Source organism: Sphingobium sp. AntQ-1, from assembly GCF_028538045.1.
Taxonomy (GTDB): domain Bacteria; phylum Pseudomonadota; class Alphaproteobacteria; order Sphingomonadales; family Sphingomonadaceae; genus Sphingobium; species Sphingobium cupriresistens.
Map to the genome: position 1 here is coordinate 437,384 of NZ_CP117159.1, position 24,291 is coordinate 461,674.

The window sequence follows — 24,291 nt, forward strand, 5'->3', positions numbered from 1 at the left end:
CGCATCATTTCAAGCCAAAATCCGATTCCCGCTTTTCTACACGATGCTCTCAGCGCATTTTGCCGGGCTGTTCCGACGACGACAAACGCTTAGCGGTGGTTAGCGTCTGGCCGATGAACAGCAGCACCAAGATGGCGCCGATTATGCCGACGAAAAGGTCAAATCCCGACACCGCGCCGAACCAGCCAGGGGCGTAGCCCAACAGCATCATCGCGATCGTCAGACCGATCAGCAACAGCCGCAATTCGGTGGGTCCGGCGGCAAGATAGGATAGTTTGAATTCGCCCAAGACTCGCGCCGACAGATAGGCGTGGATCGACAGCAGCAGATAGCCCGCCAGCGCGACCAGCGCGACATCCATGCGGATATAGGGGCTGGCCCCCATGCCCGCCAGGATCAGCAAGGTCGCCAGGCCATCACAACTATGGTCGATGAAATAGCCGTAGGATGGCCGTTCGATATGGCGGAACCGCGCCAGGCTGCCGTCCAGCGAGTCGCCGAACCATTGCAGCGCATAGCCCGCGATCGCCAGCCATAGCCAATCGACGCCCCAATTGCTGGCGGCATAGCCCGCGAAAATGGCGAACGCGCCCACCATGCCCAGCGCGGTGAGCATGTCGGGCGTGACCCAGCGCGGCATATGGGCGCAGAGCCAATTGAGAAGGCGACGTTCCGCCACGGCGAGCACATTTTGCTGGATACGGGCGATGGGTGGGGCCGACGGGCCAGAAGGCAATGACATGGCGCTTTATGACGGAAGGATGACGAATAGACAATGTTGTTGCGTCGCACCGACAAGGTCATTGCCTGTTCCTTGGCTTCCGGGGCAAAGGCGAGCGACCGGGCGGGAAGCCTGGGGGAGGAGCATATGAGCAAGGACGGTCCCCAGGATGTGCGCGATATCGTGCTAAGGATGGAGCAGCGGCCGTCCAATCCGATCCGACGCGCGCGCTTGATCGTGGAGCAGGAAGTGCCCCCCGCCCGTCGGGGACCGGGATGGGACCGGCATTGGCGTGAACTGGAAGCCTATCTGGATGAGGGCATCGCCTGGACAGTGCCGCAGGGGCTGGACGACGCGCGATCCGACGAAGACAAAAAAAGGGCCGATCCGAAGACCAGCCCGTAAAGTTTTAGGAGAGGATGCCTGAAAGGCCCGTTCCTGATGTACCAACTGGTAATCTTTCGCAAGTGCGAACGATTATTTCGCAATTGCAAAGATTGCATCCGTGGCAGAGTGCAACGCTTTCCGTAGCGGAATTAGGCATTGATAGCGGCCTGAATTCTGCTGATATCGGTCTTCATGCGAAGCGCGAATCGCTGCATCGGCTCACGCCCTGATTCGCAAGGTCGCCAACGCCGCCAGCAGCAGCGTGGCCGCGGCGAAGGCCATGGTCCAGATGGGGTCGCCAGGGAAGAATGTCTTCATGATCGATCCCATCGCCGTCGCCACCAGCAATTGCGGCAGCACGACGAAGATATTGAACACGCCCATATAGACGCCGAGCTTGGCCTGCGGCAGGGTCGAGGCGAGCATGGCATAAGGCATGGCGAGGATCGAGGCCCAGGCGATGCCGATCCCGGCTTCGCTGAGCAGCAGCAGGTTGGGATCACGCACGATCAGGAAACTGGCGAAGCCTGCCGCGCCCGCAACCAGGCACAGCGCATGGGTCCGCGCCTTGCCGATCCGCGCCGCCACCCAGGGCAGAAGCGTCAGGGCGGCGATTGCGGCCACGCCATTATACACCGAGAAGAGCACCCCTACCCAGTTGCCGCCAGCCTGATAGGCGGCGCTGGCGGGATTGGCCGATCCGAACATATATTGGGCGACGACCGGCGTGGTGTGAATCCACATGATGAAGAGCGCCGACCAACTGAAGAACTGGATCACCGCCAGTCGTCGCATGATCGGAGGCATAGCGCCGATATCGCCGACGATATGCGCCAGCATATGTGCGCCGCGTCCAGCGCGGGCCAGCAGAATGGCGACCAGGCTGGCGAGGCCGTAGCCGGCCAACAGCGCGGCGAGCAGATAGACTTCCTTTTCCATTGCCCAGAGGGCGACCAGCAGCGCGACGAAGACTCCCGCGCCAATCCAGATGACGCAGGGACCGATGGCGCGGCCTGCCAGATCGGGCGCCGTGGCGGCGGCTTCGTCAGCGTCGGCGAAGGCGCGGATCTGGTCCGGCGCATATTCGCGCGTCGTCATCACGGTCCAGAGCACCGCGGCCAGCAACGCAGCGCCGCCTGCCCAAAAACTGTAGCGCACCGTATCGGGCACCTGCCCCGCCGCCGCGACGTTGGCGACGCCCAGATGGTCGAGGACATAGGGAAAGAGCGATCCCACCACCGCGCCCGCACCAATGAACGCGGTCTGCACCGCATAGCCTATTATATGCTGATCCTTGCCCAGCATATCGCCGACAAAGGCGCGGAACGGCTCCATCGAGATATTGAGGCTGGCGTCGAGCATCCACAGCAGCAATGCGGCCATCAGCAGCCCGTCGCTTTGCGGCATCCCCAGCAACGCCACCGTGGAGAGGATCGCGCCTGCCAGGAAATAAGGGCGGCGACGGCCAAGCCGCCCCAGCCAGGTGCGATCGGAAAAATGCCCGACGATCGGCTGGACCAGCAGGCCGGTCAGCGGCGCGGCGACCCATAAGGCCGATAGGTCGTCGATGCTGGAGCCAAGCGACTGGAAGACCCGGCTCATATTGGCGTTTTGCAGCGCGAAGCCGATCTGGATGCCGAAAAAACCGAAACTGATATTCCACAATCCGGCAAAGCCCTGTTTCGGCTTGTCCATGCCTGTCCCCTCCCGTCGCGGACGCGGCCTGCCGCCGCTTGCCTGCATCAACCATCACCGCTTGCATGGCGACGGGCGACGAGCAAGCTGCGCATACGAATTCATACAGAATCGGCATGACACATTGGGGATAAGCTACGGAATTGCTGGCCAGATTCTCAAATAGGGCGTGACTGCAGTGGGTTAGATGGGATTGTGAAGACTGGATGCCTAGACCGAGCTAGTCTCGGCTAGGCGAGTTTGGACACCCCTTTTATCGCGGTTTTTATCGCGATTATCCTCTGTGGCCACGCCGTGAAGGTGCCAACAGATGAAAGCTAAGACTGGTTTCTCTCCCTCGCTCATCGATTCTCTGAGAAACGGGAGTCTTAATGATCCCCTTTCTCTAGGTCTATCGGTAAAGGTGCTATCGAGCGGAAAATTGGCTTGGAAGTATATGCGATGGCTGCCGTTCAAGCGTCTGTTTTTGAGGCGCACATTAGGACTGTACCCGCATGTCTCAATTGCTCAGGCTCGCGAGGCCGCGGCTATGCTCAACCAACAAATCGATGCCGGAGTCGATCCCCGAGAGATTGAGAAGGAGAAAAACCTTAGGGAAAGCATGACGGTAAATCGGGCCCATGTTCTGTACATGACTGCGGTCAGAGAGGGTCGGCACCTGAAAAGGGCTCGGCTGTGCAAACCAGTCACTATAGACGACAAGATTTGGCGCTACGAAAAATATATCAAACCGAAGATCGGATCTCAAATAATATATAATATAACAGAGGATCAACTGATAAGAATTATTAAAGATGTTCAATTAACAGCAAAAATTCAATCTAATAGAGTTATATCAGAAGTTAGGGTATTTTTTAGATGGGCTTCCTCGCTCAGGGGGCTTGAGATTGGACTTGAGAAAGATCCCGCTTGTCGACTTGGCGATCTGCAGGTTCCTGAGTATCCTAAAAGCAGAATATTGAATCTAGACGAAATAGAATGGCTTCTCCATTCGATTTCGGATGAAGCAGAATACTTGCGACGCGCAATATTGCTGTATCTGCTCACAGCAGTTCGTCGATCCGAACTTGAGTATGCGCGATTTGACGAACTTCAGGACGATGTGTGGATCATTCCTGGAGGGCGAACGAAGAATGCAAAAGAACACAAGATTCCGCTCGGGCCATGGGGTCTGAAGCTGTTTCTAGCAGAAGTCGATATGGACGCAGAGTGGGTTTTCCCTTCAGAAAAAATCGCTGGGCCTAGAAAAAATGATTGGAGCGCCACACTCCGACGCATAATAGGGAAAATGTCCACTGTTGGATGTCAGAATGTACCAATGTTCACTCTGCATGATTTGAGAAGAACATTTAGGTCAAATACTAAAAGAGTTGGAATTGATTATGAAACAGCAGAAGCTATGCTGAACCATTCAAAAACTGGACTCGATAAAGTTTACGACCTTTACGATCATGATAATGAAAAGCGTAGCGCATTCTTAGCGTGGGAGAATGAGATATTAAGGATTGCAAAAAAGGCAGGTATTGAGCAGCTACTCGACGCCCCTCGGGAGCGAATCCCTTCACCACCAGAGGGCTCGAGTGTCAAACCATCGTTGGACATTTGACAGGCGAAATCGGGGGCAGCGGCGAAATTTACTGCTGCCTTCACTTGGCTTACACTCTCGAGGAAAGTTGGGCGGCCGCCGACCTCGCAGCCTGTCAATCTAAATAGCCTTTACATATCTGGACGTCTTGTGACCCTGGCAACCTTTGCCGCCGAACTGCAAAGGCTATGGCCTGCTCCGCCGCGCGTCATCGAATCATCCGTCCAAACCCGCAACAAAACCGCTCAGCTTTAATTCCGATGGGAGGAATTTTGTTGGTCAGTCATCAGCCCTACCCGGCCGCATGTGAACCGCCCCGGGTTTGCCGGAGGCTCCAACTCCTGAGAAGGTGGGGCCTGTATGAGCAAGACAACGAACAAGTTTGCGCCGGAAGTCCGCGAGCGGGCGGTGCGTATGGTGGCCGATCACGAGCGCGATTTCCCGTCGCGCTAGGCGGCGGTGGTTTCGATCGCGGAGAAGATCGGCTGCGTTCCGCAGACACTGCATGAGTGGGTGAAGAAGGCGGAGGTCAACAGCGGCAAGCGCGCCGGTGTTCCGACCGAGGTTGCCGACAAGATGAAGGCGCTGGAGCGCGAGGTCCGTGAGTTGCGGCAGGCCAACGAGATCCTGCGCAAGGCGTCTGCATATTTTGCTCAGGCGGAGCGCAACCGCCCGTTCCGGCGATGATCGCGTTCATTGACGATCACCGCAATGCCTATGGGGTCGAGCCAATCTGCCGCGTCCTGCCGATCGCCCCATCCACCTATCACGAGCGCGTCGCGCAGCGGCAGGATCCGACACGCCTGTCGACGCGAGCACGGCAGGATGCGGTCCTCAAGCCAGAGATCGCGCGCGTGTTCGCCGAGAACTTCGCGGTCTACGGTGTGCGCAAGGTCTGGCGGCAGATGATGCGGGAAGGCTTTCCGATCGCGCGCTGTACTGTCGCTCGGCTGATGCGTGAGATGGGCTTGGCAGGGGTGATCCGGGGCAAGCCGGTGCGCACGACCATCAGCGACAGGGCGGCACCGTGCCCGCTCGATCACGTCAACCGCAAGTTCTAGGCGCCAGCGCCGAACATCCTGTGGGTGTCGGACTTCACCTACGTCGCGACCTGGGCGGGGTTCGTCTACGTCGCCTTCGTCATCGATCCTATGCTCGGCGGATCGTTGGCTGGCGGGCCAGCAAGACGGCGCATGCCAGCTTCGCCCTCGATGCACTAGAACAGGCGCTTCACGATCGTCGGCCGAACCACCGGGGCGGCCTCATCCATCATAGGGACCGCGGGTCGCAATACGTATCCATCAAATACACCGAACGCCTCGCCGAAGCCGGGATCGAGCCCTCGGTCGGCAGCGTTGGCGACAGTTATGACAATGCTTTGGCCGAAACGATCAACGGCCTTTACAAAGCCGAGGTGATCCACCGGCGTGGACCGTGGCGCAGCTTCGAAGCAGTCGAGTACGCCACGCTCGAGTGGGTCGACTGGTTCAACAATCGCCGGCTGCTGGAGCCCATCGGCAACATCACGCCTGCCGAAGTCGAAGATCAATATTATGCTGCCGCAGACAACATCGATATGGCAGCGTGGCTCACAACCCAGCGCCTCCGGCAGACCCAGGGAGGTTCAGAAGGAGGCGTTGCTGTTACCGATCCGACTTCTAGCTTTTAAAGGGCAAGGTACGCAAATCTAAATAACTTTTTATTGGCTGCCTCGATAATAGAATAGCACGGGGTAGGCTGGGCTCGGTTTAATAAATTTAACATATCTATTATTATCGTGCTACTAATTTTCCAGTGCAGACGTCGGCTTACTACGCTGCTCAATCAAAAGTCCGATCGCCGTGTTACTCGACTTTATTTGGGCACGTCTGTATTTTGCGAACCTATTCATTACGTAGCGCGGGGAGATCGGCGAGATCGGATGCAGCCGAAAATGCGCCCGCCGCCACCCCGTCGTCGTGTGATCGCGGCAATTCTCGCCGGCCGTACCGCGCATAGAGCGTTGGCAGCACGAACAGGGTCAGCAGCGTCGCGGAAATCAGACCGCCGATGACGACCGTTGCGAGCGGCTTCTGAACTTCAGCGCCCGCTCCATGGCCAAGTGCCATCGGCACGAAACCGAGCGATGCCACCAGCGCCGTCATGGCGACGGGGCGAAGCCGGGCCAAGGCGCCGTCGCGGCTCGCCGTCGCCCGGTCGATGCCGTTGCGCATCAAGTCTTGGATCGATGTCACCATCACCAGACCGTTCAGCACCGCGATGCCCGACAAGGCGATAAAGCCTACGGCCGCCGAGATCGAGAAGGGCATACCGCGCAGCACCAGCGCCAGAACGCCGCCGACCAGCGCCAGTGGAACGCCGGTGAACACTATCGCGGCATCGCCCGCGGAGCCGAGCTCCGAGCGATGCCACCAGCGCCGTCATGGCGACGGGGCGAAGCCGGGCCAAGGCGCCGTCGCGGCTCGCCGTCGCCCGGTCGATGCCGTTGCGCATCAAGTCTTGGATCGATGTCACCATCACCAGACCGTTCAGCACCGCGATGCCCGACAAGGCGATAAAGCCTACGGCCGCCGAGATCGAGAAGGGCATACCGCGCAGCACCAGCGCCAGAACGCCGCCGACCAGCGCCAGTGGAACGCCGGTGAACACTATCGCGGCATCGCCCGCGGAGCCGAGCGCTCCATAGAGAAGCAGGAGGATCAGAGCGAAGCAGGCCGGCACCACCAGCGCGAGCCGCGCCCGCGCCGATGCGAGATTCTCGAACTGGCCACCCCATTCGAGATAGATGCCCGCTGGCAGCCGCACATCGCGCGCAATCGCCGCCTGCGCTTCCTCAACCACGCTCGCGACGTCCCGTCCGCGGACATTGGCCTGGACGACGACGCGCCGCTTGCCGTTTTCACGGCTGATCTGGTTGGGACCGTCGTCGATGCGGATGTCGGCGACGCTTGCTAGTGGCACCGATGCACCCGAGGGCGTCGGCACGGGCACCTGTCCCAGCCTCTCGAAATTGGCGCGATCGACGTCGGACAGGCGGATGACCACAGGGAAGTGGCGATCGCCCTCGAAGATGACGCCGGCTTCGCGACCGCCGACCGTTGCAGCAATGGCCGCCTGCACGTCCTTCGCGGTGACGCCCAGGCGGGCGGCCGCATCGCGGTTGAAGGCGATGTCGAGCATGGGCAGGCCCTCGGTCTGCTCGACTTTCACGTCTTCGGCGCCGTTTGCACGGCGGAGCACAGCCGCGACCTTGTCGGCGACATCGTTCATCTGACCGAAGTCATCGCCGAACACCTTGACCGCGACATCGCTGCGGACGCCGGCAATCAGCTCGTTGAAGCGCATCTGGATCGGCTGGGTGACCTCGTAGGAATGCCCGGGAACGCCGGCCAGACGTTTCTCGATACGCTCGACCACCTCCGCCTTTGCCTCGCTCGGATCGGGCCATTGATCGCGGGGCTTGAGCATGACGAAGGTGTCAGTCGCGTTGGGCGGCATCGGGTCCGACGCCAGCTCGGCCGTGCCGGTTCGCGAGAATACTGTCTTGATCTCGGGCATCCCGGCGAGCGCCTTCTCGATCTGGAACTGCATCTTCTGGCTCTGCTCGACCGACGTGCCCGGCACGCGAAAGGCAGACACGAGGACGTTGCCCTCGTCGAGCTGGGGCAGGAACTCCTGCCCGAGCGTCAGATAACCGCCGGCCGCGAGTGCGAGCGACGCCACGGCCACGCCGATCGTGAGCTTGGGACGACTGAGCGCATGGTCGAGGCTCGGTTCGTAGCGCTGACGCAGCCATCCTACGATCCGGCCTTCCTTCTCCTCCACTGGCTTGCTCAACCAGATGGCGATCGCGGCCGGCACGAAGGTGAGAGACAGGATGAAGGCGAACAGCAGCGCCATGATGACGGTCAGCGCCATGGGCTCGAATGTCTTGCCCTCGACGCCCTGGAGAGTCAGCAGCGGCACATAGACGATGATGATGATCGCCTGCCCATAGACCGAGGGACGGATCATCTCGCGAGCGGCCTGGGCGATCACCGACAGGCGCTCGCCTAGGTCGAGATGGTGACCATGGCGGTGCTGTCGCTCGGCCAGACGACGAAGCGCATTCTCGACGATGATGACGGCGCCGTCGACGATCAGACCGAAATCCAAAGCGCCAAGGCTCATCAGATTTGCCGAGACTCCTGCGCGCAGCATGCCAAAGCTGGTCAGCAGCATCGTGACCGGGATGACCGCTGCGGCGATCAGTGCTGCGCGAAAATTACCGAGCAGCAGGAACAAGACCACGATGACCAGCACCGCCCCTTCGCCCAGGTTGCGGGCGACCGTCGAAATGGTCGAATTGACCAGCGCGGTGCGATCCAGCACCGGCTCGATCACCACGTCGGGCGGAAGCGACGGACCGATCTTGCGCAGCCGCTCCCCCACGCCGGTCGAGACAGTGCGGCTGTTTTCGCCGATCCGCATCACGGCGGTGCCGGTCACCACCTCGCGGCCATTCTCCGACGCCGAGCCGAGGCGGATGCCCTGGCCGAGACGGACTTCCGCTACCTGCCCAAGCAGGATCGGCACGCCGCCGCGGGTGGCGATCACGGTGTTGCGGAGCTGCGGGATGCTGCGGATGCGGGCGTCAGCGCGCACTGCCAGGCCCTCGCCATTGCGATCGACGACGCCAGCCCCGATCGCGCTGTTGTTCGCTTCCAGCGCCTCGGCAAGTTCGGCCAGGCTGAGCTTGAGCGCCGCGAGTTTCTGGACGTCGGGCACGACAAGATATTCCTTGTCGAAGCCGCCGAGCGAATCGACGCCGGCAACGCCGGCGACTGATTTAACCTGCGGTGCGACGATCCATTCCTGAACGCTATGGAGGTAGGTCGCCCGGTCGGCCTCGCTGACAAGGCGGTCCCCTTCGGGCGTTATATAGCTGCCATCAGGCTGGATGCCAGGCTCGCCGGGCCTGTGCCGTTCATGACCGCGCTCCTGATAGTGGAGTGTCCACATATAGATGTCGCCGAGGCCGGTCGCGATCGCACCCATTTCCGGCGTGACACCGGCCGGGAGCGCCTCTTTCAGGTCGTTCAGCCGCTCAGCCACCTGCGCCCGCGCGAAATAGATGTCGGTCGTGTCGGAAAAGACCGCCGTGACCTGGGCGAAGCCGTTGCGGCTCAGCGACCGCGTGCTCTCCAGACCCTTGATGCCGGCGAGTGCTGTCTCGACGGGGAATGTGACCTGCTTCTCGATCAGCTCGGGCGACAGCGCCGGCGCCCGCACGTTGATCTGCACTTGGTTGTTGGTGACGTCGGGAACAGCGTCGATGGGGAGTTGCCTGAGCGATACGATGCCGATGATGGCGGCAATGACGGTCAGCAGCAGGACAAGCCAGCGCCGCGCGACCGCAAGGGTGACGATGCGTTCGATCATGACTCAGTCCTCGTCCCCGCCCGCACTCTTGCCGAGTTCGGATTTGAGGGTGAAGCTGTTGGCGGACGCGACCTGCTCGCGCCCGGTAAGGCCCGATACCACGACGATCGTCTCGCCGGACTGGGCGCCGAGCGTCACCGGCGTCGCCCTGAAGCCGTCCTCGGTTCGGACGAACACGACGGATTTGCCATTGATCGTCTGGATGGCCGTCAGCGGCACGCGAACATTGGCGTCGCCCTTGCCGGCGAGCTGGATCGCGGCCGTCACGGATTCGCCTACCCGCCATTGACCGGCTCGGTTATCGATGGTCGACGACGGGCACGAGCCGCGTCTGTGGATCGAGCGCGGGCGAAACGAAGGTTACGCGGGCCTGCGTCGTCCGTCCCGGCGCCGTCACCGCGATGGCCGCTCCAGGGCGCACCCGGCCGGCATCTGCGGGCGACAGCGACAGCGAGAGGGAGACCGTCGACAGATTGGCGACGCGGAACAGTTCGGCATCGGCCGCCACGGTCTGGCCGAGCATGGCGTTCCGGCCTATGACTTGGCCGGAGATCGGCGCGACGATGCCGACGCGGTTGAGGGATCCACCGCCGCCGCCGGTCGCGGACAATTGCTGGCGCGCGAGGCGTAGTGCGATGCTCGCTTCGGTCGCGGCAGTGCGTGCCGCGATCAAATCCTGCTCGGGCGACACGCGCTCAGCATAGAGGCGCTGCTCGCGGGCGTAGTTCGACTGCGCGAGCGCGAGCCGCGCGCGAGCCGCCTCGACCTCACCCTTGAGCGAGGCCGCCTCGCGGCTCTCGATCACCGCCAGCGTCTCGCCGCGCCGGACGGCCTCGCCAAGATTGCGATTGAGCGCCACGACCCGTCCGGCAATCGCAGCGGACACGATTTGCGTACCTTGCGGATTGCCCTCGACGGTCGCGGGTAGCTCGATCGCGCCGCCATTCCCGCCAACAATCGGATGCACGATCTCGATTCCGGCCGTCCTGATCTGATCGGCCGACAGCTTGACCGTGCCGGCCTTTTTGCCGCTCTCGCCCTTGGCTTCTCCGGCGGCTTCGGTCTTTTCGCCGCCATCCTCCTTGGCGGCATGCCCCCCACACCCGGCGAGCAGCGCGGCGAGGAGAAGCGGCGGGACCGCCCGGAAACGGGATGACGTCATCGGATCAGTCCTTGCGTGCGGAAGCCGTCAGGCGATCGAGCTGGGCCTGGGCATTATGGAAGGCGGCAAGCGCGTCGATCGCGCCTGATCGGGTTTCAGCGAGGGTGCGTTCCGCCTCAAGCAGGTCGAGCTGGCCGAACTTGCCTTCGCGATAGCCGATGCGGGCAATGCGCGCGGCCTCTTGCGCCGCAGCGAGTGAGGGTCCAGCGGCGGTCCTGGCGGCCGCCACGGCGTTGGCGACATCGGCCTGCGCCTGCCCGATTGCCTGTTCATTGTCGAGTTCGGCAGCGCGGCGAAGCGCTGCGGCCCTGTCTCGTTCGGCGCCCGCCTGCGCGACCGAAGATGCGCCACTGTTGAAGAACGGCAGCGGCACGGACACGCCAAACACCGCCGCCATGTCATTGTTGATCGGCAGGCGCCGCACCCCGGCGCTCAACGTCACATCGGGCAGGCGCTGCGACCGCGCGAGGCGAAGTTGCGCTTCGGCCGCTTTTTCGTCGGCCCGCGCGGTCGCGACGGCGAGATTGCTGTCCGCGTCGAGCCGTGCTGGCCCATAGCCGTCCACCCGGTCGAACCAGGGCTGGTCAAGTGCGCCCGTCACGGGCCGGCCGATCCGGCGACCAAGGTTCGCCCGCGCCAGATCTGCGAGACGGACTGCGCGGTCCACCGCCGCGTCGGCACTGATGCGCAGCACTTCGGCGCGCTGCTCCTCGAGCGGCGATGCGCGACCGGCCAAGACGCGAATATGCGCCGCCCGAAGCGCCTCTGCCGCGATCACGGCCTGATCCCGCGCAGTCGCCAGACGCCGGTCGGCGGCGACGGCTTCCACATAGGCTTGTGACACGGCCAGTCGAAGGTCCGCGCCGGCCGCCACGCGCTCGATATCGGCGCGATTGCCCTGGGCATCGGCGAGCGCGATCCGGGCCGATCGCTTGCCACCCAGTTCGACCGGTACGCCAACCGAGACCGTCTGCTTGGGCGCTTCGATGTCGTTATAGGCGCGCGAACCACCGACATTCTCGATGTCGGCGTTCAGTGACGGGTTTGGCCGAAGGCCGGCGACACGACGGGCCGCGCTCGCGGCACGCACACCTGCGTCGGCAGCGTCGATATTGGGCGAGGCCGAACCCGCGAGGTCGAGCGCGTCGGCCAGCGTCAGGACCGGCGCGTTCACGGATGCGGCCGTCTGGGCATGAGCGGCAGGGGTGCCGGACGTCGTGGCGAAGACGACTGCAACCAGCGCGCAGGCAAGGGGGTTCGAAAATGACGGCATGGGACCTAGGATTCAGAGGGTGGGACTGAGTTCGGACCGCGCGTTGCGGACGATCTCATAGGCAGAATGAAGGAACAGGAGGGCGATCACGCCGGCGACCACGAGGTCGGGCCACGCGCTGCCCGTCCAGGCAACCAGTCCGGCCGCGACGATCACGGCGATGTTCGCGACGGCATCGTTGCGGCTGAACAGCCAGATCGCCTGCACATTGGCGTCGCCTTCGCGGAAGCGGGCGAGCACCAATGCTGCGGTGACGTTGACGGCAAGCGCCACCACACCAATCCCGCCCATCAGTTCTGCCTCCGGCACGGTTGCATTCAGAGCGCGCCAGACCGCGAAGGCTATCACGCCGAAGCCCAGCGCGCCCAGAAAGAGCCCTTGAGTGAGCGCCACTTGGGCGCGGGCACGGGCAGACCATGCGAGTGCGATCAGCCCCAGCAGGCTGATCGAGCCATCTCCAAGGAAGTCGAGCGAATCTGCCTTCAATGCCTGGCTGTCGGCGATGAAACCGCCGACCAGCTCGCACAGGCCGAAGCCGAGATTGAGGATGACGACGATCCTCAGCGCGTGTCGATAGGCCGGGTCGTGCTGTGCGCGTTTCTCGTCGCCATGGCAGGCGCAGGATGAGGATTCGGTCATCAGCCTTCCCTACAATCTCTAGTCACTGTAGGAGCAAGCACTAAAGCGACGCGCTCGCAAGAAGTTGGAGCCAAGAAAGATATGAAGATCGGGGAATTGTCACGCGCGACTGCCACTAAGGTGACGACGATCCGCTTCTATGAGGAAATCGGACTGCTCGATCGGCCGGTGCGTACCGAGTCAAACCGACGCACCTATGCGCTTCGCGATGTCGATCGGCTCAACTTCGTTCGCAACGGCCGCAGACTGGGCTTTTCGATCGAGGAGATTCGTTCGCTCATTGCGCTCGCCAGCGACCCGGGCCGCGACTGCGGAGAAGCGATGGCGATCGCGTCCCGCCACCTAGCCGCAGTGGAGGAACGATTGGGACAGCTCGCCGCCCTTCGCGATGAACTGGCGGCGATGAGCCGGAATTGCGATCGCCAGCGGATCGCCGAGTGCCGCGTCATCCAGGCCATTGCCCGGCCGGTCGCATAGCAAATACGCCATCTCTTCGCGAAAAGGCTTGATCCTCTAGCGGCTGGAGGAAGTAGGAACCGACTGACCGCTGCGATTTTGAACAGCGATCAACCAGGTAATGTGGTGAACGTAGTTCGAACCTCTTGATCGTGCAGCGACGCGCGATACTCGCCGGCCTACTATCCGGCAGTGGCTTGGCGATGGCCGCCACGCCGTCCCGCTTGCTCGCCATGACGGCGCATCAGGGCGGTTTGTGGAGCGGGCTTCCTCCCGACGCCGCTTGGAACAGCTTCGAAATGGCGACCGGCGACACGCTGCTAGTGCGCGCACACGTCAAGGGGATCGCCACGGCGGCCATTCTCGACAGCGGCAGCGCCGCTTCGATCATCAGCGCTTCGCTTGCGGCGAAGCTAGGATTGGAAAGTGTTGAACAACGCACGGTCCGTGGATTGACCGGACGAGCTCCCGCCAGGATCGTCCGCGGACTCGATGTCGAGATCGACGGACAATCGCGCCGCCTGGCTATGGCCTATATTGTCGATCTCGATTCAGCGTCGGCAGCGTTGGGAAGGCCGATCGATCTAGTTTTGGGTGAGGACGTGTTCGCTGATCGCTGCTTGGTGCTGGATTTCGCGAATAGCCGCTACGCCTTTGCAGAGGGCTTTGCAGGCGGACCGGGTTGGGCTTTCGCGCCGATGGGGCACGGAAGCAATCGCGAACTGTTAGTGTATGCCTCGATTGCCGGGCTTGATCCCGTGCCACTCATGGTCGATCTCGGGAACAGTACGGCGCTGATTCTGTCGCGCGACTATGCTGATCGGCACGGCCTGCTGGAGGGAAAGCAGCGTTCGACGACGCTTCTTGGTGGCGTGGAAGGCGAGCGTCTTGCAACCTCGTTCATGGTGGAACGCACGGAGATCGCGGGCCTAGGGGTGGATGTCATCCCCGCGCTCGCCGTCAACGACTGGCTATCCGCCAGCACGGTTGGCAATATCGGCCTGCCGCTGCTCGCCCAATTCAACGTGGTGCTCGACTTCAAGGTTGGACGGCTATGGCTCCGTATGCTCCCGGCCGGCCGTCGACCGGCAATGTTGAAGGACCATAGTGGCCTCAGCCTTATGGCATCGGCCCACGCCCTCACTGTCGTCCATGTTGCGCTTGGAAGTCCCGCGGCGCAAAACGGTTGGTCAATCGGAGATCGGATCGTCGCGATTGACGGCAAGCCGGCCGACATGACCTATACGCGAGGGACGCTCTGGCGCTGGCGCTTCGGACCGGCAGGAAGACGCGTGAAGCTTACGATCGACAGCGGTGCCGTCCGCGAGATCCGGCTCGCCGACTATTATTGATTCTTACCGATGGATCCTCGCCCATGATGCGCATCAAATCGTTCCAATAATTGCTATTGCGTCGTGCTCGCAAACTTCTTGCTTCTACAGCTACTGGAGGTTGTACGGCGTAACGATGTCCTACCTCCCTTTTCGCCGATTCCCAGCGGCAACGGCTCGGCGCGTCCTCGCCTCGGTTATCGCGCTTTTTTGGCTTGTCACGACACCGGCCGGCCTGAGCGCGGCACCAGCAGCCGACCTGAACGACGTGCAAACCGCCTGGCGGCTGCTGGACTATATGGCCGTGGATTATGGCGGAGCGGTCGATGGAGGCCGGATAAAGAGCGCGTCTGAATATGCCGAGATGACAGAATTCGCGGCATCCGTGACGGCGCGGCTCGCGACCTTGCCACCCACGCCGCAGCGCGCGGCATTGATGTCGGGGCCGTGCGCCTCCAGGCCGTTATCGGCCGCAAGGCATCGCCCCAAGAAGTCGCGACGCTGGCGCATGGACTGGCGGCAGACCTTCTCCAAGCCTATCCTGTCCCGCTCGCCCCCGCCACGCCGCCGAGCTTCCCACGGGGCGAGGCATTGTTCCAGACGACCTGCGCCGCGTGCCACGGCGTGACCGGTGATGGGCATGGCCCGAATACCGCCAAGCTCAGCACCCCGCCGATTGCTTTCACCGATCTGACCCGCGCTCGCCAGCGAAGTATCTTCGCGCTGTATCAGGTGATCGGCCAAGGCATTGATGGAACCGCCATGCAGAGCTTCGCTGATGTCCCGAGCGAAGATCGCTGGGCGCTCGCGCTGCGGGCCGGGAGCTTTGCCTTTACCGATACGCAGGCACGCGAAGGCGAACGCCTGTGGAAGACGGATTCGGCGCTTCGGCAGCGCATACCTGATCTCAAGACTTTGGTGTCGCTCACCCCGGCCGCGCTGGCATCGAGCGTCGGTGAACCGCAGGCGCTGGCAGTGATGGCCTATCTGCGCCGTCACCCGGAAGCCGTAGTCGCGCAGGCCCCAGCTTCTCTGGCGCTGGTTCGGCAAAAGCTCGCCGCCAGCCTTGATGCTGTTCGGAAAGGCGATCGTCGCGCCGCCAAAGAGATGGCGCTCTCCGCCTATCTTGACGGATTCGAGCCGGTCGAGCCCACCCTGGGCGCGCGCGACGCGACATTGTTCAGCCGGATCGAGGGGGAAATGGGCGAATATCGCGCCGCGATCGACCAAGGTGTTTCCGTGGATGATCTCGCCAATCACGTGCTTGTCCTGAACGGCTTGTTCGACGACGCCGAAGCGGCTTTGGCGCCAAGCGCGTCCAGCAATGCCTCGACGTTCGTGGGAGCGTTCACGATCCTGCTGCGCGAGGGGCTCGAAGCCATGCTCATCATTGTCGCCATGATCGCTTTTCTCCGAAAGGCTGAGCGCACCGAGGTTCTTCCCTATGTCCATGGCGGTTGGGCCGGCGCCCTCGCCGCCGGACTGCTCACTTGGTTCGTCGCCACCTATGCGATCAGGATCAGCGGCGCGAGCCGCGAGGTCACCGAAGGGTTCGGCTCCCTGTTCGCGGCCGTGGTGCTGCTCTCGGTCGGAATCTGGATGCACGGCAAGGCGCAAGCCGATCAATGGCAACGCTACATTCGGGAAAAGATGACGCACGCGCTGTCCGGCCGGTCGGCCTGGTTCCTGTGCGGCCTCGCTTTCGTCGTCGTGTACCGGGAGGTGTTCGAGACGATCCTGTTCTACGCGGCGCTCTGGACACAGGGCAATGGCGGTGCGCTGCTCGCGGGTGCCGGAGCCGCGGTGCTGCTGCTTGCCGTGATCGCCTGGGCCATGCTGCGCTACAGCCGTCAGCTGCCAATCGCCCAATTCTTCTCCTACAGCTCGTGGCTGATGGCGGTGCTGACGGTCGTTCTCGCCGGAAAAGGCGTCGCGGCACTCCAGGAGGCGGGGATCATCGACATAGCGCCCTTGGCGGCCGCGCCGCGGCTGTCGATGCTCGGCATCTTTCCGACCTGGCAGTCGATCCTGACCCAGTTTGCGATGGCCGCCGCGATATTCGTCGGCTTCTCGTTCAATCGGCGGCGGGCATCCTGATGCGGCCCGCGCTACCCGAAGGGCAGGATGGTCCGGCTGGCACCACAGTCCGGCCACAGTCTGGCCCGTCGTCTAGCGGCCCGGGTCAGCCGCAGCAGGCGCCGCCCTTGCCCTCGGCCTGGATGGGCGGGCACGGCACAGTCCCATAGGAGCAGAACACGCAGCAATCCCCGGACCTGGGCCTGAGCAGCGCGCCACAGCCCTGGCAATCGTAGAAGAACTGGCAGGCGTTGGTCGGCATGGTCTCGGTGGCCTGGTGGCCGCAGTGCGGGCAGGTCAGCGCCGAGCGGAGTTCGGGGACGACATCAGACATAGTGCCAGCCCAGCCAGAGCAGCGCGCCGCCGACCAGCAGCCCGACCAGGATCAACGCGCGTACCCATAGCGGCGTGCAGGCACCGCCCGGACCACACCGCGTCGCGGCAATCTGCTGGCGCACCAGCAGCACCGCACCGGCAAACAGGCAGAATGCACCGACGGCAAGGAGCGGTGTGCGCCAGGGCGCGGCCGCAATTCCGATTCCGCCCAGCCATGCCGCGCCGATCCCGGCCGAGGCGAACAGGATCGGCAGTCCGCAGCACGCGGCGACGCCGAAGGCGGCCGCAATCCCGGCCAGAGTGAGGCTGGCGGCGGCGAGCCCTTTGGATGAGGGCGCAGGCGATGGCTGGATCATGGTCGGTTCCTTGTGGGCAGGCGACTCATGCTCTACCGTCTGTAGCAACTACAGACTCAAGCGGTATTTTGACGATGACCGATCCCCATGCCGCAATTGCGATCGGCGAGCTGTCACGGCGGACTGGCTGCAATATCGAGACGATCCGCTATTATGAGCGGATCGGCGTGCTGCCGGTGGCACTGCGCCGGGGCCGCTACCGCAGCTATGACGCGGCAGACATCCAGCGGCTGGCGTTCGTGCGGCGCGCGCGAGAACTCGGCTTCCCAATCGAGGCGGTCCGCACGCTGCTCGCGCTCGCCGATGGCGGCGCGGCGTCGTGCGCGCAGGCGCGCGATCTCGCCGCCGCGCATCTCGGCGAGGTTCGCGCCAAGATCGCCGACCTCGCGCGCATGGAGCATGTGCTGAGCGCGGCGGTGCGATCCTGCGAGGCCGGCGACGACGCCGGATGCCCGCTTCTCGAGACGCTCTGCACTGCCAGCTAGTCGCTGCTCGAGCGCTTGCCGGCAATCGAGCGGAATACGCAAGTCCTGGTAGGCCGGGCAACCGCCTGGGTGATCCGGGAGGCCTGGATCACCAAGACGCTGGAGTCGGTCGGCCTATTGCTTCCTGATCGCCGTCACTTCACCGGCATTCCCCCTTAACGTCAGGTCGAACGCTACTTTGTCTCCGACGGCGACGCCGTTCAGCAACTCAGGCTTTGCCGTGAATCCCATCGTCATTGCCGGCCAGCCGACCTCGGGAATGGGTCCGTGACTGAGCGTTATCTTACCCGTCGCCTTGTCGATGGCGGTCACCGTTCCGGTGCCCTTGCCCATCTTGGTTTCGGCGGGCATCGCCATATTGCCCATATCGCCGCTAGTGGCTGCGGCGGCAGGCGCCGCCTGGTTGGTCTCGGCCGCGATCGGTGCGTCCGCTTTCTTGCCGCACGCGGATAGCAGGACGGCAGTGGCTAGCGCAGCAGCCAGGTACAGAGGCTTCATCGGTCTTCTCCTTCTACAGTGGAAACGGGCGCGGACCGCCGCCGCATCAGCAAATAGGCGGCGGGGATCACGAACATCGACAGCAGTGGGGCGGTGAGCATGCCGCCGATCATCGGCGCCGCGATCCGGCTCATCACCTCCGAGCCCGCGCCCGAGCCGAGCAGGATCGGCAACAGGCCGGCGAGGATCACCGCGACCGTCATCGCCTTGGGCCGGACGCGAAGCAGCGCGCCTTCGCGCACCGCGGCCTCTACCTCGGCTGCATCCGGATCGGCGACCCGCTCCTCAAGCGCGTTCTTCAGATAGATCAGCATCACCACGCCGAACTCCGCCGAAACGCCGGCGAGCGCGATAAACCCGACGCCGGTCGCGACCGATTGGTTGAAACCTAGCAAATAGAGAATCCAGATGCCACCTGTGAGCGCAAACGGCAGCGTGCCCATGATCAGCGCGGCTTCATCGAACCGGCCGAAGATCATGTAGAGCAGCACAAAGATGATCAGCAGGGTCGCGGGCACAACCAGCTTCAGCTTGTCGACCGCACGCTCGAGATATTCGAACTGGCCGGAATAGGCGATGCTGACGCCCGGCGAGAGCTTGACCTGCTTCGCCACCGCGCGCTGGAGATCGCCGACGACGGAGGCGAGATCGCGCCCGCGAACATCGACATAGACCCAGGTGGAGGGGCGCGCATTCTCGGTCTTGAGCATCGGCGGCCCTTCGGCGATCGATATGTTCGCGACCGTACCGAGCGTTATCTGCTGGCCTGAAGGAGTGAGGACCGGCAGTGTCCGCAAACCCTCCAGGCTGTCGCGCAGCTCGCGCGGATAGCGCACGCTGATCGGATAGCGGGCCAACCCCTCGACCGTCTCCCCGATCGTCTCGCCGCCGATCGCACCCGAGACGATCGCCTGCACATCGGTGATGTTGAGCCCGAACCTGGCGGCGGAAGCCCGATCGATGTCGACATCGACATAGCGCCCACCGGTCAGCCGCTCGGCCAGCGCCGAACTGACGCCGGGCACGGTCTTCGCCACCGTCTCGACATCGTGGGCGATACGGTCGAGCTGGACGAGATCGGATCCCGACACCTTGACCCCGATCGGGCTCTTTATGCCGGTCGCCAGCATATCAATGCGGTTGCGGATCGGCGGCACCCAGACATTGGCGAGGCCGGGGAGCTTCACCGTGTGGTCCAGTTCTTCAACGAGCTTGTCGGGCGTCATGCCCGGCCGCCATTGATCGCGCGGCTTGAACTGGATGGTCGTCTCGAACATTTCGAGTGGCGCCGGATCGGTCGCGGTCTCGGCACGGCCGGCCTTGCCGAATACGCTCTCAACCTCGGGCACGGTCTTGATCAGCCGGTCGGTCTGCTGGAGCAGTTGCGAGGCTTTCGCCGCCGACAACCCGGGCAGCGCCGAGGGCATGTAAAGCAGGTCGCCTTCGTCCATATTGGGCATGAACTCACCGCCGAGGTGTGTGAGTGGCCAGGCCGTGGTCGCAAAGACCAGCGCCGCGATCAATAGCACGGTCTTGGGTCGCCGCATCGTCCAGTCGATCGCGGGCCGGTAGATGTTGGTGAGCCAGCGGTTGACCGGGTTGGATTGCTCGGGTGGGATCTTCCCGCGGATCAGCAGACCCATCAGGATCGGCACCAAGGTCACCGATAGGATCGCCGCCGACGCCATCGCGTAGGTCTTGGTGAAAGCGAGCGGCGCGAACAGCCGCCCTTCCTGTCCTTCGAGTGTAAACACGGGAATGAAGGAGAGCGTGATGATCAGCAGGCTGAAGAACAGGGCGGGGCCAACCTCTGCGGCGGCTTCGGTGATAACAATCCAGCGCATCTCGCCCTCGAGATGCTTGCCCGGATGATCCTGTTCCCAGTGCTCGATCTTCTTGTGGGCATTCTCGATCATGACGACGGCCGCATCGACCATCGCGCCGATCGCGATGGCGATGCCGCCCAAGGACATGATGTTGGCATTCACCCCCTGGAAGCGCATCACGACGAACGCCGCCAGCACCCCCAGCGGAAGAGTGAGGATCGCGACCAGCGCTGAACGGACGTGCCAGAGGAACAGGCCGCAGACGATCGCGACGACGATGAACTCTTCGACCAGCTTGTGGGTGAGATTCTCAACTGCGCGATCAATGAGCTGCGAGCGGTCATAGACCGTCACCACCTCGACGCCGGGTGGCAGGCTCTTCTTCAAGTCGGCGAGCTTGTCCTTCACCGCGGCGATCGTTTCGCGCGCATTCTTGCCCGAACGCAGGATCACCACGCCACCGGCGACCTCGCCTTCGCCGTTCAGCTCGGCGATGCCGCGTCGCATCTCGGGGCCGATCTGGATGGTGGCGACATCGCCCAACCGCACGGGCACGCCACCGGCGCCGGTCCTGAGCGGAATCGCCCGGAAATCGTCGAGCGTCTTCAGATAGCCCGAGGCGCGAACCATATATTCGGCTTCGGCCATCTCCAGCACAGAGCCGCCCGCTTCCTGATTGGCTTGGCTGATCGACTGGACCGCTTGCTGATGGGTGATCCCATAAGCGGCCAGCTTCACCGGATCGAGCAGCACCTGATACTGCTTGACCATGCCGCCTATGCTGGCCACCTCGGCGACACCGGTCACGGTCTTCAACTCGTAGCGAAGGAACCAGTCCTGAATCCCGCGGAGCTGCGATAGATCGTGACGGCCCGTGCGGTCGACCAGCGCATATTCATAGACCCAGCCAACCCCGGTGGCGTCCGGTCCCAGCGCGCTGCGGGCGCTTGCCGGCAGCCGCCCCTGCACCTGATTGAGATATTCCAGCACGCGGCTCCGGGCCCAGTAGAGATCGGTGCCGTCCTCGAAGATCACATAGACGAAGCTGTCGCCGAAGAAGGAATAGCCGCGCACCGTCTTCGCGCCGGGAACCGACAACATGGTCGTGGTCAGCGGATAGGTGACCTGGTTCTCGACGATCTGCGGCGCTTGGCCGGGGTAGCTGGTGCGGATGATGACCTGCGTGTCGGAGAGATCGGGGAGCGCGTCGATCGCGGTCGATCGCACCGCCCAGACGCCCACGCCAATGAGCGCCAGTACGCCGATCAGAACGAAGAAGCGGTTCCTGACCGACCAGCGGATGAGATGGGCGATCACTGGCCAGCTACCTTCGCCATGCGACGCACCGTCGGCCCAGCCGGAGGTTGATCGAATCCGAAACGGACCCGATCGCCGGTCTTGAGGCCGCGCGCGACCTTAGGATCGGGAAGCTGGAAGGTCATCGTCATCGCTGGCCAGCCGATAGCCGGCACCGGCTCGTGACTCAGTGTTACCGTATTGGCGGTGATCTGCTCGATCTTGCCGACAGTCTCGTAGAGTCTGCCGATAACGGCGGGATTGGCGGCTATGGGCGCGCCACCCCCGATCGGCCGCGCCTGGACTCCGGACAGGCTCGCCTCGGAGTCTATCAGGAACTGGCCCGACGCCACGATCTTCTCACCCTCGCCCAGGCCCGCCAGGATCTCAGTCTGGCCCCCGGATTCCCGCCCGGTCTGGACCTCGGCCGGCCGATAGCGGCCCTTGTCGAGCGCGAGCATCACCAATGTCCGCTTGCCGGTACGGATCAGCGCTTCGGAGGGCACCAGCAGCGCCGGTTGCGTGACTCCGCCAAACGACACGGTGGCGAACATGCCGGGACGCAGGCGTCCGCTGCGGTTGGGCAACTCAATCCGGACGGTCAGCGTCCGGCTGTCGGCTTGCGTCTGCGGCAGGATCGCTGAAACGCGGCCTGACAAGATCTCGCCGGGAAATGCCGCGAGTGTCGCCCGCACGGTTTGCCCGGGTTTGAGCGGTCCGGCGATCGCCTCGGGCACGGCGGCATTGAGCCAGACAGTGCCGAGACCATTCACCTCTGCGAGCGTCTGTCCTGCCGTCAGTGTCATGCCGGCCCGCACGCCCAATGTTTTGACAACGCCGCCGATCGGCGTGGAGATCGTGATGACATTGTGCGGACGGCCGCCGCGCTCGACCGACGCGATGGTGCCAGACGGCATGCCAAGCAGCATGAGTCGCTGGCGGGCCGCCTGGGTCAGTGCTGCGTTGCCGGTGCGGCGCACCGCGAGAAACTCGGCCTGCGCCCCGCCCCACTCCGGCACCAGGATATCGGCGAGCGGCGCCCCCGCGCCGACCACGTCACCCGGCGCGCGACCATAGACTCGCTGCACGAAGCCCCCGGCGCGTGCCTGGACGACCGCGACATCGCGTTGGTTGAAGTCGATTGTGCCGGTCGCGGTGAGGCTGCTAGCCAGCTCGCCGCGTTGCACCGTGGCGATCCGCAGACCGAGCGCCTGCGAGGCGGAAGCGTCGACCGAAATGCCCGGCACCTGCGCGCTTGCTCCGCCCTCGTCCGCATACCGAGGGATCGTCTGCATCCCCATGGATGAGAGACCGGGGCCCTCATGGTGCTCGGCCGGTATCATCGGATCGTACCAATAAAGAATTTTGCGCGCTGCCGGCTTTACGGCCCCACCATCTTTTGTGCCCTGGAAGCCCGCTAGAGCGAACCCGAGACCGCCGGCAGCAAGCGCAAGAGCAGCAGCTGCGCCAAAGAGCCACCCGCGGGCTATCATAACCTGGCTCATCGATTTTCGCTCCGGTAGGTGAGTGTCAGCCGCGCACCGTCCGCGGTGACCAGGGCTTCACGATCAAGGGTCGTGATGGTGGCATCGGCCAGCGCGGCATAGGCGTCGGCGATATCGACGAGACTGGCACGACCTGCCGCGTAACTGGCGGTTTCCAATTTGACGCGCTGCTCAGCGAGCGGTTGCAGTGTGCTCTGCGCACGCATCCATTGCTCATGGTGCATGACATGGTCGGCGATATCCGCATCAAGGTCGGCGGCGAGCGCGCGCCGCGAGGCCTCGCGTTCAGCCAGCACTCGTCCGGCATTTGCCTGGGCTGCCGCGATCCCGGCATTCTGGCGACTGCGCGTGAAGAACGGCAGGCTGACTGTCACACCGGCCGAGACATAGTCGCCGAACCGGGGATCGCGGCGCTGGTAGGCCAGGTTGACACCAAAATCGGAACGCCGGCCGGCATCGGCTACGCGCACATCGGCATCCGCCTGCCCGGCCTGGGCATCGATCATCTGGATGGTGGGGTGGCGGTCGAGTCCTGCGCGCAGACCCGCTGCGTCGACCGCAAAATCGGGGATCGGTCCGGCGATCTCCGGCGCGGGGTCTCCGGTCCAGCGGGTTAGCGTCGCGCGTGCCCGCGCCACGTTCGAGACCAGTTCACTGCGGCGATCCTGCATCGCGGCGACGGCTTGGCGCCCTGCAAGGGTCTGCGCCGGGCGCGCACCTCCCGATGCGACCGCGCCCGGCGTCGTTCCCACCACACGCTCGAGACGGGACAGAACATCGTCGAGCGCGGCAAGCCTGCGCTCGGCATAGGCCAGGTTGATCCAGGCTAGCGCGGTGCCAACCTCGACCGTGCGCGCCTCGACTGCCGTACCAGCCTCGGCCGCCAGTATGTCGCTGTCGGCGCGCGCCTGTTGCGCATGGCGCTTGGCGAGATTGGGAATGTCCTGGGACACGCCGACCCGCGCCATGCTGAAATTGTCGCGCTGCGGCTCGAACGCGAGCGGTCCCGATACCGGGAAACTGTCGATCCCAATCGCAAGCGTCGGATCAGGCAGGGCGCCGGCCGCGCCGCGCACGGAACGGGCGGCGTTGGCACCGAGCGCCTTCGCCTTGAGCGACGGCGCTTCCTGCCGGGCGCGCTGGAGGGCCGCGTCGAAGGTGAGCGGCTCGGCGAAGGCAATGCCGGGGATTGCCGCTAACAGCGGCATACACAAAAATAATCGCATGGAGATCTCCTGATCGG

General features: G+C 63.6%; 16 protein-coding genes, 5 pseudogenes and 1 other annotated feature. Of the genes and pseudogenes, 8 read left to right on the forward strand and 13 right to left on the reverse strand.

The window, feature by feature from the left end:
- Positions 1 to 49 precede the first annotated feature (49 nt).
- Complete coding sequence (locus sphantq_RS20895) at positions 50 to 742, reverse strand: CDP-alcohol phosphatidyltransferase family protein (RefSeq protein ID WP_066608140.1); 693 nt, start codon at positions 740 to 742, stop codon at positions 50 to 52.
- 33 nt (positions 743 to 775) lie between these two features.
- Between sphantq_RS20895 and sphantq_RS20900 the strand changes: the two genes are divergently transcribed.
- A complete protein-coding gene (locus sphantq_RS20900) occupies positions 776 to 1,126 on the forward strand; it encodes a hypothetical protein (RefSeq protein ID WP_129925800.1) in 351 nt (116 codons plus the stop codon).
- Between the two features lie 14 nt (positions 1,127 to 1,140).
- Complete coding sequence (locus sphantq_RS20905; protein WP_129925799.1) at positions 1,141 to 1,338, forward strand: hypothetical protein; 198 nt, start codon at positions 1,141 to 1,143, stop codon at positions 1,336 to 1,338.
- On the opposite strand, the gene sphantq_RS20910 is transcribed toward sphantq_RS20905, so the two are convergent.
- Positions 1,328 to 2,803 (reverse strand): MFS transporter, encoded by a 1,476-nt coding sequence (locus sphantq_RS20910; RefSeq protein WP_272800316.1) that lies wholly within the window; start codon positions 2,801 to 2,803, stop codon positions 1,328 to 1,330. The two genes, sphantq_RS20905 and sphantq_RS20910, sit on opposite strands and share 11 nt — an antisense overlap.
- A gap of 310 nt (positions 2,804 to 3,113) precedes the next feature.
- Between sphantq_RS20910 and sphantq_RS20915 the strand changes: the two genes are divergently transcribed.
- On the forward strand, positions 3,114 to 4,409 hold the full coding sequence (locus sphantq_RS20915; protein WP_169574946.1) for a tyrosine-type recombinase/integrase: 1,296 nt from the start codon (positions 3,114 to 3,116) through the stop codon (positions 4,407 to 4,409).
- A 339-nt stretch (positions 4,410 to 4,748) separates the two neighbouring features.
- Positions 4,749 to 5,973 (forward strand): annotated as a pseudogene (locus sphantq_RS20920) (IS3 family transposase); the annotation flags it as partial.
- Positions 5,030 to 5,146: a sequence feature (AL1L pseudoknot), on the forward strand. It overlaps the preceding pseudogene by 117 nt.
- Before the next feature lie 298 nt (positions 5,974 to 6,271).
- On the opposite strand, the pseudogene sphantq_RS20925 reads toward sphantq_RS20920, so the two are convergent.
- From sphantq_RS20925 to sphantq_RS20945, 5 genes and pseudogenes are all read right to left on the reverse strand, one after another.
- Positions 6,272 to 6,784, reverse strand: a pseudogene (locus sphantq_RS20925) (efflux RND transporter permease subunit); the annotation flags it as partial.
- 1 nt (position 6,785) lies between these two features.
- A pseudogene (locus sphantq_RS20930) lies at positions 6,786 to 9,809 on the reverse strand (efflux RND transporter permease subunit); the annotation flags it as partial.
- Between the two features lie 3 nt (positions 9,810 to 9,812).
- Positions 9,813 to 10,971, reverse strand: a pseudogene (locus sphantq_RS20935) (efflux RND transporter periplasmic adaptor subunit).
- 4 nt (positions 10,972 to 10,975) lie between these two features.
- A complete protein-coding gene (locus sphantq_RS20940; protein WP_272800318.1) occupies positions 10,976 to 12,244 on the reverse strand; it encodes a TolC family protein in 1,269 nt (422 codons plus the stop codon).
- Positions 12,245 to 12,256: 12 nt separating this feature from the next.
- Entirely contained in the window at positions 12,257 to 12,883 is a 627-nt protein-coding gene (locus sphantq_RS20945) for a cation transporter (protein ID WP_443021571.1), read from the reverse strand.
- An 81-nt stretch (positions 12,884 to 12,964) separates the two neighbouring features.
- Between sphantq_RS20945 and sphantq_RS20950 the strand changes: the two genes are divergently transcribed.
- The 3 genes and pseudogenes from sphantq_RS20950 to sphantq_RS20960 all read left to right on the forward strand — a co-directional run bounded on the left by sphantq_RS20950 (position 12,965) and on the right by sphantq_RS20960 (position 16,767).
- Entirely contained in the window at positions 12,965 to 13,360 is a 396-nt protein-coding gene (locus sphantq_RS20950) for a MerR family transcriptional regulator (protein ID WP_272800319.1), read from the forward strand.
- 182 nt (positions 13,361 to 13,542) lie between these two features.
- Positions 13,543 to 14,691, forward strand: a complete 1,149-nt coding sequence (locus sphantq_RS20955) for an aspartyl protease family protein (RefSeq protein ID WP_272800320.1) — start codon at positions 13,543 to 13,545, stop codon at positions 14,689 to 14,691.
- Positions 14,692 to 14,806: 115 nt separating this feature from the next.
- Positions 14,807 to 16,767 (forward strand): annotated as a pseudogene (locus sphantq_RS20960) (FTR1 family protein).
- 85 nt (positions 16,768 to 16,852) lie between these two features.
- On the opposite strand, the gene sphantq_RS20965 reads toward sphantq_RS20960, so the two are convergent.
- Positions 16,853 to 17,080, reverse strand: coding sequence for a GDCCVxC domain-containing (seleno)protein (locus sphantq_RS20965; RefSeq protein ID WP_272800321.1), 228 nt, complete (start codon positions 17,078 to 17,080; stop codon positions 16,853 to 16,855).
- A complete protein-coding gene (locus sphantq_RS20970; RefSeq protein WP_272800322.1) occupies positions 17,073 to 17,438 on the reverse strand; it encodes a mercuric reductase in 366 nt (121 codons plus the stop codon). Before sphantq_RS20970 ends, sphantq_RS20965 begins: the two co-directional genes overlap by 8 nt.
- Before the next feature lie 74 nt (positions 17,439 to 17,512).
- Here sphantq_RS20970 and sphantq_RS20975 point away from each other — a divergent pair, with 74 nt between their 5' ends.
- Complete coding sequence (locus sphantq_RS20975) at positions 17,513 to 17,923, forward strand: MerR family transcriptional regulator (RefSeq protein WP_272800323.1); 411 nt, start codon at positions 17,513 to 17,515, stop codon at positions 17,921 to 17,923.
- A gap of 114 nt (positions 17,924 to 18,037) precedes the next feature.
- Here the strand turns inward: sphantq_RS20975 and sphantq_RS20980 are convergent, their stop codons facing one another.
- The 4 genes from sphantq_RS20980 to sphantq_RS20995 are packed head-to-tail and all read right to left on the reverse strand — an operon-like array spanning position 18,038 to position 24,274.
- Complete coding sequence (locus sphantq_RS20980) at positions 18,038 to 18,421, reverse strand: copper-binding protein (RefSeq protein ID WP_272800324.1); 384 nt, start codon at positions 18,419 to 18,421, stop codon at positions 18,038 to 18,040.
- Positions 18,418 to 21,564, reverse strand: a complete 3,147-nt coding sequence (locus sphantq_RS20985) for an efflux RND transporter permease subunit (protein WP_272800325.1) — start codon at positions 21,562 to 21,564, stop codon at positions 18,418 to 18,420. The genes sphantq_RS20980 and sphantq_RS20985 overlap by 4 nt, the downstream gene beginning before the upstream one ends.
- On the reverse strand, positions 21,561 to 23,048 hold the full coding sequence (locus tag sphantq_RS20990; RefSeq protein WP_024018519.1) for an efflux RND transporter periplasmic adaptor subunit: 1,488 nt from the start codon (positions 23,046 to 23,048) through the stop codon (positions 21,561 to 21,563). Before sphantq_RS20990 ends, sphantq_RS20985 begins: the two co-directional genes overlap by 4 nt.
- Positions 23,045 to 24,274 carry a TolC family protein gene (locus tag sphantq_RS20995; RefSeq protein WP_272800326.1) on the reverse strand — a complete coding sequence of 410 codons (1,230 nt, stop codon included), beginning with the start codon at positions 24,272 to 24,274 and terminating at the stop codon, positions 23,045 to 23,047. The genes sphantq_RS20990 and sphantq_RS20995 overlap by 4 nt, the downstream gene beginning before the upstream one ends.
- Positions 24,275 to 24,291 lie beyond the last annotated feature (17 nt).

Excerpts from the sequence above, each read along its gene's own strand:
- sphantq_RS20895 (WP_066608140.1), bottom strand. The coding sequence starts at position 742 with ATGTCATTGCCTTCTGGCCCGTCGGCCCCACCCATCGCCCGTATCCAG.
- sphantq_RS20900 (WP_129925800.1), top strand. The coding sequence starts at position 776 with ATGTTGTTGCGTCGCACCGACAAGGTCATTGCCTGTTCCTTGGCTTCC.
- sphantq_RS20905 (WP_129925799.1), top strand. The coding sequence starts at position 1,141 with ATGCCTGAAAGGCCCGTTCCTGATGTACCAACTGGTAATCTTTCGCAA.
- sphantq_RS20910 (WP_272800316.1), bottom strand. The coding sequence starts at position 2,803 with ATGGACAAGCCGAAACAGGGCTTTGCCGGATTGTGGAATATCAGTTTC.
- sphantq_RS20915 (WP_169574946.1), top strand. The coding sequence starts at position 3,114 with ATGAAAGCTAAGACTGGTTTCTCTCCCTCGCTCATCGATTCTCTGAGA.
- sphantq_RS20940 (WP_272800318.1), bottom strand. The coding sequence starts at position 12,244 with ATGCCGTCATTTTCGAACCCCCTTGCCTGCGCGCTGGTTGCAGTCGTC.
- sphantq_RS20945 (WP_443021571.1), bottom strand. The coding sequence starts at position 12,883 with ATGACCGAATCCTCATCCTGCGCCTGCCATGGCGACGAGAAACGCGCA.
- sphantq_RS20950 (WP_272800319.1), top strand. The coding sequence starts at position 12,965 with ATGAAGATCGGGGAATTGTCACGCGCGACTGCCACTAAGGTGACGACG.
- sphantq_RS20955 (WP_272800320.1), top strand. The coding sequence starts at position 13,543 with ATGGCCGCCACGCCGTCCCGCTTGCTCGCCATGACGGCGCATCAGGGC.
- sphantq_RS20965 (WP_272800321.1), bottom strand. The coding sequence starts at position 17,080 with ATGTCTGATGTCGTCCCCGAACTCCGCTCGGCGCTGACCTGCCCGCAC.
- sphantq_RS20970 (WP_272800322.1), bottom strand. The coding sequence starts at position 17,438 with ATGATCCAGCCATCGCCTGCGCCCTCATCCAAAGGGCTCGCCGCCGCC.
- sphantq_RS20975 (WP_272800323.1), top strand. The coding sequence starts at position 17,513 with ATGACCGATCCCCATGCCGCAATTGCGATCGGCGAGCTGTCACGGCGG.
- sphantq_RS20980 (WP_272800324.1), bottom strand. The coding sequence starts at position 18,421 with ATGAAGCCTCTGTACCTGGCTGCTGCGCTAGCCACTGCCGTCCTGCTA.
- sphantq_RS20990 (WP_024018519.1), bottom strand. The coding sequence starts at position 23,048 with ATGAGCCAGGTTATGATAGCCCGCGGGTGGCTCTTTGGCGCAGCTGCT.
- sphantq_RS20995 (WP_272800326.1), bottom strand. The coding sequence starts at position 24,274 with ATGCGATTATTTTTGTGTATGCCGCTGTTAGCGGCAATCCCCGGCATT.